This window comes from Humidisolicoccus flavus, assembly GCF_045689595.1.
Lineage (GTDB): Bacteria > Actinomycetota > Actinomycetes > Actinomycetales > Microbacteriaceae > Humidisolicoccus > Humidisolicoccus flavus.
Window position 1 is genome coordinate 58,515 of sequence record NZ_CP142724.1, and the last position, 12,819, is coordinate 71,333.

Annotated in this window: 9 protein-coding genes and 2 riboswitches; of the genes, 7 read left to right on the forward strand and 2 right to left on the reverse strand. The window is 62.1% G+C overall.

Annotated features, from left to right (window positions below):
- Positions 1-23 precede the first annotated feature (23 nt).
- Positions 24-110, forward strand: a riboswitch (glycine riboswitch).
- Positions 111-203, forward strand: a riboswitch (glycine riboswitch).
- 28 nt (positions 204-231) lie between these two features.
- Genes gcvT through gcvP form a run of 3 tightly spaced genes read left to right on the forward strand, consistent with a single transcriptional unit; the run spans position 232 to position 4,513 of the window.
- A complete protein-coding gene (gene gcvT / locus U2H20_RS00300) occupies positions 232-1,329 on the forward strand; it encodes a glycine cleavage system aminomethyltransferase GcvT (RefSeq protein ID WP_430592539.1) in 1,098 nt (365 codons plus the stop codon).
- Positions 1,326-1,685 carry a glycine cleavage system protein GcvH gene (gene gcvH, locus U2H20_RS00305; RefSeq protein WP_430592540.1) on the forward strand — a complete coding sequence of 120 codons (360 nt, stop codon included), beginning with the start codon at positions 1,326-1,328 and terminating at the stop codon, positions 1,683-1,685. Before gcvT ends, gcvH begins: the two co-directional genes overlap by 4 nt.
- The gene (gene gcvP, locus U2H20_RS00310; protein WP_430592541.1) at positions 1,685-4,513 is read left to right on the forward strand and encodes an aminomethyl-transferring glycine dehydrogenase; all 2,829 of its coding nucleotides are present in this window, start codon (positions 1,685-1,687) and stop codon (positions 4,511-4,513) included. Before gcvH ends, gcvP begins: the two co-directional genes overlap by 1 nt.
- Before the next feature lie 60 nt (positions 4,514-4,573).
- Here gcvP and U2H20_RS00315 read toward each other — a convergent pair whose 3' ends face one another.
- Positions 4,574-5,359, reverse strand: coding sequence for a CPBP family intramembrane glutamic endopeptidase (locus U2H20_RS00315; protein ID WP_430592542.1), 786 nt, complete (start codon positions 5,357-5,359; stop codon positions 4,574-4,576).
- 245 nt (positions 5,360-5,604) lie between these two features.
- Here U2H20_RS00315 and U2H20_RS00320 point away from each other — a divergent pair, with 245 nt between their 5' ends.
- From U2H20_RS00320 to U2H20_RS00330, 3 genes are all read left to right on the forward strand, one after another.
- Positions 5,605-7,401 carry an ABC transporter family substrate-binding protein gene (locus tag U2H20_RS00320; RefSeq protein WP_430592543.1) on the forward strand — a complete coding sequence of 599 codons (1,797 nt, stop codon included), beginning with the start codon at positions 5,605-5,607 and terminating at the stop codon, positions 7,399-7,401.
- Between the two features lie 158 nt (positions 7,402-7,559).
- Complete coding sequence (locus tag U2H20_RS00325) at positions 7,560-9,098, forward strand: ABC transporter permease (protein WP_430592544.1); 1,539 nt, start codon at positions 7,560-7,562, stop codon at positions 9,096-9,098.
- Positions 9,099-9,132: 34 nt separating this feature from the next.
- A complete protein-coding gene (locus U2H20_RS00330) occupies positions 9,133-10,167 on the forward strand; it encodes an ABC transporter permease (RefSeq protein ID WP_430592545.1) in 1,035 nt (344 codons plus the stop codon).
- 47 nt (positions 10,168-10,214) lie between these two features.
- On the opposite strand, the gene U2H20_RS00335 is transcribed toward U2H20_RS00330, so the two are convergent.
- Positions 10,215-10,820: a PH domain-containing protein gene (locus U2H20_RS00335; RefSeq protein ID WP_430592546.1), complete on the reverse strand. Its 606-nt coding sequence runs from the start codon at positions 10,818-10,820 to the stop codon at positions 10,215-10,217.
- Positions 10,821-10,897: 77 nt separating this feature from the next.
- Between U2H20_RS00335 and U2H20_RS00340 the strand changes: the two genes are divergently transcribed.
- Positions 10,898-12,661, forward strand: a complete 1,764-nt coding sequence (locus tag U2H20_RS00340) for an ABC transporter ATP-binding protein (RefSeq protein WP_430592547.1) — start codon at positions 10,898-10,900, stop codon at positions 12,659-12,661.
- Positions 12,662-12,819 lie beyond the last annotated feature (158 nt).

Consider the following 12,819-nt stretch of genomic DNA (forward strand, 5'->3'; position numbering starts at 1 on the left):
CACGACAACTCAATACCGGCCGTTGAACCGTTGCGGGAGAGCCCCTCGTGGGCACCGAAGGAGCAAACACTCCCCGTCAAACTCTCAGGTCCATGTACCGCGCGGAGAGGCCACTCTGAAGAGCGATCGTCCGTCATTACGGGCGAATCGCGCCGAAGGAGAAAGCCGCAAGGTGAAACTCTCAGGCTAGTGACAGAGGGGGAGTCCTATTCCGAAACGAAGGGCTCATCCATGGCGTTTGAAACTCCTCTGGCAGCGGTGCACGCTGCTGCAGGCGCGCAGTTCACCGATTTCGCGGGCTGGCAAATGCCCGTGCGATTCACTTCCGATCTCGCTGAGCACGCGGCTGTGCGTGAGCGCGCAGGGCTCTTCGATATCAGCCACATGGGATCCATTCGCGTCTCTGGCGCACAAGCAGCTGAATTCCTCGATTACGCCCTCGCAGGCGCGCTCTCCAAGATCGCGATCGGGCAGGCAAAATACTCGCTCCTGCTGAACGAGGCGGGCGGCATTCTCGACGACCTCATCGTGTACCGACTCGCTCCGAGCAACTTCCTGATCATCGCGAACGCGGGAAACCGTGAGATCGTCGCGTCGACGCTCACCGAACGCGCTGCATCGTTCGACGCTGTGGTGAGTGACGAGAGCGAAGACACTGCGCTCATTGCAATTCAGGGCCCGAGGGCGCTCGAGATCATCGAGGGAATCGGCCTCGAGGTCGAGCCGCTCGACGAACTCCGTTACTACCGCTGCGCCGAAGCGATTTTCGAAGGCGAAGACGTGCTCATTGCGCGCACCGGCTACACGGGCGAGGACGGCTTCGAGTTCGTGCTCCCCGCGCACGCAGTCGAGTCGCTCTGGAACGCGCTCTTGATCGCCGGCACTGACCGCGGCCTGCAGGTCTGCGGCCTTGCCGCGCGAGACACGCTTCGCCTCGAAGCAGGCATGCCGCTCTACGGTCACGAACTCACCGTCGACACGAAGCCCGTCCAGGTCGGCCTCGGGCGCACCGTCGGATTCAAGAAGGACGGCGACTTCGTCGGTCGAGCTGCACTCGAATCCTTCGACGACGACTCTGCACCCGTGCTGGTTGGACTCGTCGGTGATGGCAAGCGTGCTGCACGCGCCGGTTACTCGGTGCTCGACGGCGACACCGTCATCGGAACAGTGACCTCCGGCGCGCTTTCACCGACCCTCGGCGTCCCGATCGCCATGGCGCTCGTGCAGCCGGGTCACGGAAATGAACTCTCCATCGATGTTCGCGGAACCGCAATTCCGTTCCGCACCACTGCACTCCCGTTTTACTCGCGAAAGGCTTCGAACGCATGACTCTTCACTTCACCAACGACCACGAGTGGCTTGAACTCGACGGCCTGAACGCGAAAATCGGAATCACCGACTACGCGCAGCGTCAACTCGGCGACGTCGTCTACGTCGATCTGCCAGAGGTGGGTCGCTCCTTCGCAGCGGGCGAGGCCCTCGGCGAGATCGAGTCCACGAAGTCGGTCGGCGAGCTCTTCGCGCCAGGTGCGGGCACCGTGACCGCGGTCAACGACGCGGTCGCCGCAGACCCGACGCTCGTCAATGCCGGCGCAGAGTCCGAGGGCTGGCTCATCGAAGTCACGTTCGACGCCGCGCCCGAGGGTCTGTTGAGCGCCGACGACTACGCTGCGTTGACCGCATAATGAGGGCTTTCGAAGACCGCCACATCGGTATCGACCAGGCGGCGGAATCCGTCATGCTCGAAACGCTCGGCTACGAGTCGCTCGACGCGATGATGCACGCTGCAATTCCGAGCGAACTCCGCGGAGCGACCCCGGACTTCGGCGACGCCCTGAGCGAGACGGCCGTCATCAAGGCGCTGCGCGAACTTGCGGATCAGAACACGGTGCATCAGAGCGCGATCGGTCTCGGGTATTCGGGAACGATCACCCCGGCCCCGATCCAGCGCAACATTCTCGAGAACCCGGCCTGGTACACGGCGTACACGCCGTACCAGCCGGAGATCTCGCAAGGGCGTCTCGAAGCCCTCATCAACTTCCAGACCATGGTTGCGGAACTCGCAGGGCTGACGACGGCGAATGCGTCGATGCTCGACGAGTCGACCGCCGTTGTCGAGGCGATGCTTTTGGCCCGCCGGGCGTCGAAGAACGCATCGCAGACGTTCATCGTTGACACGGAGGCGCTGCCGCAGACCAAGGCGCTCTTGCGGCACCGCGCGAAGTTCGTGGGAATCGAACTTGTCGAACTCGACGTCCGGGGCACCGAGGTGCTGCCGGCTCACTTCGGTCTGTTCGTCCAATACCCAGGAGCGTCCGGTCTCGTGTGGGACTGGCGGGAGCGTGCCGCTGCAAGCCACGAGCAGGGTGGCATCGTGATCGCGGCTGCCGATCTGCTCGCGTTGACCCTCATCGAAGCACCCGGAACTCTCGGCGCAGATGTTGCGGTCGGCTCGAGCCAGCGATTCGGCGTTCCCCTCGGCTTTGGTGGCCCGCACGCCGGGTATCTCGCGGTTCGCGAGGGTCTGGAGCGCCAGATGCCAGGACGACTCGTCGGCGTTTCAAAGGACGCTGACGGCAATCCCGCGTACCGCTTGACCCTGCAGACGCGTGAGCAGCACATCCGTCGTGAACGGGCGACGAGCAACATCTGCACCGCGCAGGTGCTCCTTGCCGTCATGGCATCGATGTACGCGGTCTATCACGGACCAGAAGGCCTCCGTCAGATCGCGACCGCGGTGCACGGCGTCGCGGCAGAGTTCGCTGAGGCGGCTCAGAAGGCGGGCCTGCAGATTACGCACGAAGCGTTCTTCGACACGGTTCGAGTCACCGTGCCAGGCAACGCGGCGGACTATGCCGCGCGTGCAGAACAGCACGGCATCCTGATCCACGTCGTCGATGCGGACACCCTGCATCTCGCGTTCGATGAAACCTGGATCGAAACCGGTCTCAGCGCTCTGCTTGCAGCGTTTGGTTGGGAATCGGCCGGCCACGACTCGGGTGATCGCGCGCTCGCGGTTGCTCGAACCACCGAGTACCTCACGCACCCCGTGTTCTCCTCGTACCACTCTGAGACTGCGCTCATGCGGTACATGCGTCGACTCGCGGATCGCGACTACGCGCTGGATCGCGGCATGATCCCTCTCGGCTCCTGCACCATGAAGCTGAATGCGGCAACAGAGATGCAGGCGGTGACCTGGCCGGAATTCTCCGGGGTCCACCCGTTCGCGCCGCGCGCGCACGCTGCGGGAACACTCTCGATGATCGACGACCTCTCGAAGTTGCTCGCCGATATGACCGGCTATGACACGGTTTCCCTGCAGCCCAACGCGGGAAGCCAAGGCGAGCTGGCCGGACTGCTCGCAATTCGCGGGTACCACGATTCGAATGGCGACCAGTCGCGCGAGGTCTGCCTCATTCCAGCGAGCGCGCACGGGACGAACGCGGCAAGCGCGGTACTCGCGGGCATGCGCGTCGTTGTGGTCGCAACCGACGATGAGGGCAACGTCGATCTCGATGACCTCCGGGCGAAGGTTTCGACACACGCTGAAGCTCTTGCAGCGCTCATGATCACGTACCCCTCCACGCATGGCGTGTACGAGACCACGGTTCGCGAAATCTGTGACGCAGTGCACGACGCCGGTGGACAGGTGTACATCGACGGCGCGAACTGCAACGCGCTGCTCGGCTATGCGTCGTTCGGTGACCTGGGCGGCGACGTCTCGCACCTGAACCTGCACAAGACCTTCTGCATTCCTCACGGTGGCGGTGGTCCAGGCGTCGGGCCGGTCGCAGCGAAGTCGCACCTCGCTCCGTTCCTGCCAAGAGACCCGCGCGATGCATCGCAGATCATTGATGGTCTCGAGCTCGGCGAGAACCCGGTTTCAGCAGCGCCGTGGGGAAGCGCGAGCATTCTGCCGATCTCCTGGTCGTACGTTCGGATGATGGGCCTCTCGGGACTGACGAGGGCAACGGCAACCGCAGTTCTCGCCGCGAACTACATCGCGAAGCGACTCGAACCGTTCATTCCGGTGCTGTACACCGGCGCGAATGGTCTCGTTGCGCACGAGTGCATTCTCGACCTCCGCCCGATGCGTGAAGCCAGCGGTGTCACGGTTGACGATGTCGCGAAGCGACTGGTCGACTACGGATTCCACTCGCCGACGATGTCGTTCCCAGTCGCCGGCACGCTGATGGTGGAGCCGACCGAGAGCGAAGACATCGTCGAGCTCGACCGATTCATCGACGCGATGATCGCGATCTGCCACGAAGCGAAGGCGATTGAGGAGGGCGAGGTCGAGCACGCGCAGAGCGCGCTCGCCCGCGCGCCGCATACCGCGACCTCCATCGTCGGCGAATGGGATCGTCCGTACTCGCGTCAAGAGGGTGTGTTCCCTGTTGCGGGCATGGAGCGCTCGAAGTATTGGCCGGTCGTGTCACGCGTCGATCAGGCCTTCGGCGATCGAAACCTTGCATGTTCGTGCCCGCCGCCTGAGGCGTTCGCGTCAGCATGATGAAAGAGGAGCCCCCGCTAGTGCGGGGGCTCCTTTTCTTGGTGCAAGCGACCGCAGTATTTAGCCGGGGAGGCCGAAGAATTCTGGGAAGGTGCCCGCTGCCCACGGGTACCCGATGAAGACGGCACAGTCGATGAGCACGTGGGCGATCACGAGGGGGAGGAGCCGTCGGTTTCGGGAGTACAGCCAGCCGAAGAGCGCCCCCATGAGCAGGTTGCCGAAGAACGCCCCGACGCCCTGGTAGAGGTGATAGCTCCCGCGGAGCACAGCGCTGAACAGGATGAAGCCCCATCGCCCGAAGCCGAGTTGCGTCAGCCGCGCGTAGAGATAGCCCACCGCGATGACCTCCTCGACGACCCCAGCCCGAAGCGCCGAGAAGATCAGCATCGGGACGGTCCACCAGTAGGTGTCGAGCGGTGCAGGCAAGACGGGGATGGTGATCCCGAGGTCGCGTCCGACGACGTAGAGCAAGAGCCCCGGAATACCGATGACGAGCACGAGCGCGAGCCCCTGCACGGTGTCCTTGACCGGTCTCGTGCCGTCGATCCCGAGCGCTCCGAGTCGAGGTTTCCGAGCGCTCCAGAGCAACCAGACGACCAGGAGGACGGGAGCGAATTCGAGTGCGAATCCGAGGAACTGGTACGCGAAGTCGAAAAACTCCCGTGAACTTCGGGACTGGTTGATCGCGGCAGTCTGTTGCGACAGCGGTTCTTCCCGAGTCAGGCGGTCGGCCAGTTGCAGCACTGCCCACAGCGCCGAGGCGCCGAGCGAGAGCAGCAGCACGATTGCGATCTCCCACCGCACTCGCGCTCGAGCGTGCGGGGGCGCGAGCTGGAAGTCATTCACCGCACCAGTGTAGGGCTGCGGGAAACAGCGAACGAAGTGCGTCACTACGACAAATGATTGCGCCCTTTCGAGGCAAAGCACTCGTTTTGCGCGTGCGACGACAACAATGCGGCGGCAAAGTTACCAGTGCGTAACGTTACGGCCATGTGCTCTTTCACTTCTCAGTGCCGGGATAGTCTGAATTCATCCCGAGCGGCGCCTCCACAGCGTTTTGAGTGCGCCGCTTTTACTGCACAGGAGGAACATTGAGATCCCAAGCAAGCCGGCCGCGCAAGACGCTCGCCGCCCTCGCCGCTCTCGGTATTGGCTCACTGCTGCTCGCCGGTTGCACAACCGGTGGCAACACTGACCCGAGCGAAAGCGCAACGAACACCGGTGGTTCCGGAGATGCCAGCACCGTTCGCCTCGCAGAGGTCAACGAGCTCACGAGCTTCAACCCGAACCACACGAACCAGAACCTCGACATCAACTCGAAGGTCTCCTACCTGACGCACGCAAGCTTCTTGTACGTCACCAACGAGTTCGAAATCGCATACGACGAATCCTTCGGTACCGTCGAGAAGTTGAGCGACGAGCCACTCACTGTTGAGTACACGATTGCTGAAGGCCGCACCTGGTCCGACGGCACCGCGATCACCGCCGACGACATGCTCTTCTACTGGGCTGTGAACTCGGGTCACTTCGACGACGTCACGCTCGACGAAGCAACCGGCGAGGCGATCTCCGGCTCGACCCTCTTCCAGATTGCCGGCAGCACCGAGGGCCTCGGCCAGTCGCAGCTTCCTGTCATCAGCGAAGACAACATGTCGATGACGATCACGTACGACCAGCCATACGTTGACTGGAACCTGATCGACCCGATCGACCAGCCGATCCACGTTGTCGCTGAAAAGTCCGGCACCACGGTTGAAGAGCTCGTCAACGCGATCATGACCGCTCCTGAGGGTGACCCAGCTGCGCCGACCGACTCGAAGGACCCTGTCCTGACGGCTGCCGCAGACTTCTGGAACTCGGGCTTCGACGTCACGTCGCTGCCATCCGATGAGTCGCTGTTCCTCTCGAACGGACCGTTCATCGTTTCGGCATGGGAGCCAACCCAGAGCCTGACGCTCGTGAAGAACGAGTCGTACGAGGGAATGCGCGAAGCGCAGTTCGACCAGCTCGTCATCCGCTTCATCGGTGACTCGAACGCACAGGTCACCGGTCTCCAGAACGGTGAGGTTGACATCATCAACCCGCAGGCATCTGCAGACACGCTGACCCAGCTCGAAGCACTCCCGGGCGTTGAGGTCATCACTGACAACCAGCTGTCCTACGACCACATCGACCTCACCTTCGCTGGCGTCTTCGCCGACCCAGCTGTTCGTGAAGCATTCCTCCTGACGATCCCACGCCAACAGATCCTCGAGACGATCGTTACCCCGATCAGCCCGGACTCAGAGGTCCTCAACTCGCAGATCTTCGTTCCAGCGAACGTTGACTACGCAGATGCAGTTGCTGCAAACGGATCGAGCGCATACGGCGAAGTTGACATCGAGCGTGCGAAGGAACTCCTCGCAGGCCAGACGCCAACCGTCCGCATCCTCTACAACACCGACAACCCAAACCGTGTTGACGCATTCCAGGCGATTCAGGCATCTGCCGCTGAAGCCGGCTTCAACATCGTTGACGAGGGTGACCCCAACTGGGGAAGCCGTCTCGGATCAGATGACTACGACGCATCGATCTTCGGTTGGATCTCCCCAGGTGTTGGAACCACTGCACTTCCGCAGATCTTCGCTGCAGGTGGTGGCGGTAACTACAACAAGTACAACAACGCTCGCGTGACCGAACTCGCAAACGCAACGCAGACGATGACTGACCCAGCCGACGTCGTTGCAGCGCAGATCGAGATCGACACGCTCACGTTTGAAGATGCATACGGACTGCCGCTCTTCCAGAGCCCAGGTGTCCTTGCTTACTCGGACCGCCTCGGTGGCGTCGAGTACATGGCAAACCAGACCGGTCCGATCTGGAACTTCTGGGAGTGGACGATCGAGTAATCGCTCAAGCGATTTCTTGACTCAAACCCAAGAAGCAACCTGCTGAAGGCGTCGGGGTTCATAGCCCCGGCGCCTTTGGCGCTTACACTCTTGTAAACTTTTATTTTTCCTGCCTACGCAACGGCGCGTAGGGCCCTTGAATTACTCGTGAGGTACCTTTGCTCAGCTTCATCCTCCGACGCATCTTGGTTTCGATTCTCGTACTGGTTGCGGCATCGTTCATCATGTACACGCTCGTTGCCCTCTCGAAGGACCCGCTCTCAGAGTTGTACGCCAGTTCCGCGCCAAACAAAGATCAGCTGATCGCGCAGAGAACCGAATGGCTCAACCTCGATATGCCGATCCCAGTCCGCTGGGCAGTCTGGTTCGGCGGAGCTGCCGGGTGCCTCGTTCCCTTTACCGAGTTGTGCAACCTCGGCGTCACATTGACCAACCAGCCGGTGGTCGACCTGCTGCCTCGCGCAATCGGCTCAACCGTGCAGCTTGTCACCGGTGCGACGATCCTCGCGATCATCCTCGGTATCGGCATCGGTATCGTCTCTGCGCTTCGCCAGTACAGCGCAGTGGACTACACCTTCACCTTCCTCAGCTTCTTCCTGTACTCACTGCCATCGTTCCTGGTCGCCGTGCTGCTCAAGGAATTCCTCGCAATCGGATTCAACGACTTCCTGCGTGATCCGCTCATCGCAACGCCAGTCATCATCGTGCTCTCGCTCGTTGCAGCGATCCTCTGGCAGGCGATCATCGGCGGCCGGCGACGGCGAAGACTCATTACCTTCGGTACGAGCGCGATCGCGACCGCGATCATGCTCTGGTACATGTCGGAGACCGACTGGTTCCGGAACCCCGGTCTCGGGCCCGTGGTCGTCCCCGTCCTGATCATCGGTGTCTCACTCGGACTCGCGCTGCTCATCGCAGGCCCGCGGAACCGCCGCGCACTCATCACCTCCGGGATCGTCGCGGTCCTCGGAATCATCAGTTACTTCTCGCTGCAGGGGCTCTTCAACATCTCCTCGATGCAGACGCTCATCATCCTCGGAATCGCCGCACTCGCGGTCGGAATCCTTGCAGGAATTCTGGTGGGAGGGCACGACCGGTCGCTCTCTGCTCGCATCGGTGGAATCGCAGCGGTGATCTCCGGTGGCATCATCCTGCTCGACCGCTTCATGCAATCGTGGAACAGCTACCTGAACCTCGGCCAGATCAACAACCGTCCGATCGCAACGATCGGTTCTGCAACGCCGAACCTCGGCGGCGATGTCTGGATCCAAGGCCTCGACAACTTCACGCACTTCCTCCTGCCGACGGTCGCGCTCTTGCTGATCTCGTTCGCTGGGTACAGCCGTTACTCCCGTGCAGGCATGCTCGAAGTGCTCAACCAGGACTACATCCGCACCGCTCGTGCGAAGGGTCTGCCGGAGCGCACGGTCATCGTTCGTCACGCACTCCGCAACGCGCTGATTCCACTCGCGACCCTCGTCGCCGCTGACATCGGTGCGCTGCTCGGTGGCGCGATCATCACGGAGCGCATCTTCGCGATCAGTGGAATGGGAACCCTCTTCAACCAGGGCCTTGTCGCCGTTGACCCGAACCCGGTCATGGCGTACTTCGTCGTGATCGCAATCACCGCAATTCTGTTCAACTTCCTTGCCGATCTCGCGTATTCGGCACTCGACCCGAGAGTGCGAGTCCGATGAGTCAGGCGAAGATCAACAAGGAGGCGAGAGACCAATGACAAACATGATCCCAATTTCGGGCGAACCATCGCCCACGCAGTCGGACGACGCGACTGAAGAAGCAGAAACCAAGGCGAAGCAGTCGGCAGGACAGAGTCAAGGTCGCTTGATCTTCCGTCGCTTCGTGACGAACCCGATCGCAATGGTGAGTCTTGCGCTCTTCGCATTCGTCGTGATCTTCGCGGTCTCCGCGGTTGGCCTCGGTCCGATCCCGGGCTGGTGGCAGTACAACTGGCGCCAGCTGCTCCCGATTCAAGACGGCGGGCGCGCGACGCTCTCGCTGATCCCCGAATGGCTCGGCGGCAACGGCATCCAGCTCGGCGAACACCCCTTCGGTCAGAACCGTACGGGTAAGGATTACTTCGCAATGACCATGCGAGGCATCATCAACTCGGTCGTCATCATGTTCCTGATCGGGCTCATGTCCTCGTTCATCGGTGTTGTCATCGGCGCGATCGCCGGGTACTACCGGGGCGTCGTCGACGCGATCCTCATGCGCATCACCGACATCTTCATCGTGATCCCAGTGATCGTGCTCGGTGCAGTCGTCGGTAACGCAACCGGTGCTCTCGGGCCCGTCCTTCTTGGCATCTTCCTCGGATTCTTCGTCTGGACCGGCATCGCCCGACTCGTCCGTGCAGAGTTCCTCTCGCTTCGCGAACGCGAGTTCGTCGAAGCTGCGCGAGTGGCTGGCGCCTCCGATGCTCGGATCATCTTCAAGCACATCCTGCCGAACGCGATGGGCGTTGTCATCGTGAGCTCGACGCTGTTGATCGCAGCGGCGATGGTGCTCGAGACGTCGCTCTCGTTCCTCGGCTACGGTGTCCGCTCTCCAGATGTTTCGCTCGGTCTCCTGATCAGCGAGAACCAGAGCGCCTTCGCGACTCGTCCGTGGCTCTACTGGTACCCGGCAGTCTTCATCGTTTCGCTGGCTCTGCTCGTGAACTTCGTCGGTGACGGACTCCGTGACGCCTTCGACCCGCGTCAGAAGCGCGTGCGTCGCAACAAGGTCAAGGAGATGTCCTCCTAATGCAGGCATCGATCATCGGTGCCTCGCGAGGCTCGAGTCCGGCGCTGCTACAGCGCCGGAACGAGCGCGGCGAGCACTGCGACGCCGAGCAGCAGGGGAGTGAGCTCCGCCCAGTGCGGAATTCGCTTGATCCTCGCCTGATCGGCGACGCCACCCTCGAGCTGGCCGGAGTCGCGCAGCTGCTCCCATCGATCGCGCACGAGAAACGCAGCATCACCCGAGTCGCTTCCGAGGAGATCGCCAACACTTCGGTGGCTTTCCTTGGTGCCCTGCTCCTCGCGGCGACTCAATCGCATCGCGGACATGCGTCCGGGTGCGGGAGCCGCCCACACTTCGAACTTCTTTCCCGGTGTGAACAGCACCAGAGCGAATCGGGTTCGGACATCGATGAGCGCGGACCATGGGATCCACACGCGATGCGTCACGTTGACGACTTCGACGCCGTCTCCGAGCACGCTGAGGCGCGGTCGCCACATGGCCAGCCAGGCGATGTACGCGACGAGGCCGAGCGGAATCAGCACCGCTGCAATTCGAGCGGGAGTCGTGTACATACCGCTCGTGAGCAGCAGCACGCCCATGCCGATGACGAGAATCCAGATCGTGACAGCGATTCCGCGATTAAAGCGCGAGGTGAAGGTGCGGGGCTCAGTCATATGACTATCGTCCCATCCTCACTCCACACACAGACCCAGGGAGCTGCAGCTTCCGCCCGCACAATTGGGGGAACACGATGAGCGAACCAACGAAGCAGCCAGCAACCGCAGCGAACAATGCGGCGCCAGTACTGGAACTGACCGACCTGAGTGTCGACTTCGCGGTCGACAACTATTGGGTGCCCGCTGCGAAGAAGCTCAACTACACGATCAATCGCGGCGAAGTGCTCGCGATCGTCGGCGAATCTGGCTCGGGAAAGTCGGTGAGCTCGATGTCGATCCTCGACCTCCTGCCATCGAACGCTCGTGTGCAGGGAAGCATCAAGCTCAACGGGCGCGAAATCCTCGGTCTCAAGCCGCTCGACATGCAGGAGATCCGCGGTAAAGAGATCGCCGTGATCTTCCAGGAGCCGATGACGGCGCTCAACCCCGTGTACACGGTCGGCTCGCAGATCATTGAGACCCTGCGAGTCCACTACGGCATTACGCCGAGTGAGGCCAAGACGCGCGCGCTCGAACTGCTCGCCATGGTCGAACTGCCCGACCCGCTGAAGGCATTCAACTCCTACCCGCACCAGCTCTCGGGTGGGCAGCGCCAGCGCGCGATGATCGCACAGTCGATCTCGTGCGATCCAGGCCTCCTGATCGCCGACGAACCGACCACGGCGCTCGACGTGACCGTGCAGGCTGAGATCCTCGAACTGATGCGCGGTCTCCAGGAACGACTTGGCTCCGCAATTCTGATCATCACGCACGACATGGGCGTTGTCGCGGACATCGCGGACAAGATCATCGTGATGCGCAAGGGCGAGATCGTCGAGCAGGGGAGCCCGGCCGACATCTTCTACAAGCCGCAGCACCCCTACACTCAGCAATTGCTCTCCGCCGTTCCGCACCTTGGTCAGGGTGGCGACAACGATGCGGTCATCGATACGACGAACGTCATCGACAACGTCGAGGTGCACGAGGAGACAGCGCACACGGAAAAGCTCGACCGTGTCGAGGAGCCCGTACTGTCCTTCCAGAACGTCTCCATTGAGTACCCGCGGCGCGGCCGAGTGCCGGCGTTCCGCGCGATCAACAACGTCCATCTCGATGTCTTCAAGGGCGAGGTCGTTGGTCTCGTCGGCGAGTCCGGTTCTGGAAAGACGACCCTGGGTCGTGCTGCGATCGGACTGCTGCCCATCACCGAAGGCACGTTGCGCGCTGTCGGCCACGACATCTCGAAGGCGAACCGCAAGCAGTTGCGGCCAGTGTTGAAAGACGTCGGAATCGTGTTCCAGGACCCGACATCCTCGCTGAACCCTCGTTTGCCCATCGGGCAGAGCATCGGCGAGCCCTTGTTGCTCTCCGGCGGTGCGAAGGGCGCAGAGCTCGATCGCGTGGTCGAGGAACTGCTCGACGCGGTCGAGTTGCCCCGCAACTACCGAAACCGCTTTCCGCACGAACTCTCCGGCGGTCAGAAGCAGCGCGTCGGTATCGCTCGTGCGCTCTCTCTGAAACCGAAGCTGATGATCGCCGATGAGCCGACGAGTGCGCTCGATGTCTCCGTGCAGGCAACTGTGCTCGAGTTGCTTCGCGGGCTGCAGCGTGACCTCGGGTTCGCATGCCTCTTCGTGACCCACGACCTCGCGGTCGTTGACGCCCTGGCCGACCGGATCGCGGTGCTCCGCCACGGTGAACTCGTCGAATACGGCTCACGCGACCAGATCCTTCGCAACCCGAAGCACGCGTACACGCAACGACTCATCGCGGCAGTGCCCCTGCCCGACCCGATCAAGCAGGCGGAGCGCCGTGAGGCTCGCCGCCACCTGCTCTCGGCGGGTGTCAGCGAGGACTAAGCCCGGAATCGCAGCGAATCAGGCCCGTGACCATGTGTCACGGGCCTTTTTCCTTGCCCTCTTTTTTCCGGGAGAAACCGGAAAAATCGTCTGAACGCTGTACGATTGTTGTTCGTGACGTGCGCGTTTCGCATGATCACCACGCATTCGCACCTCCA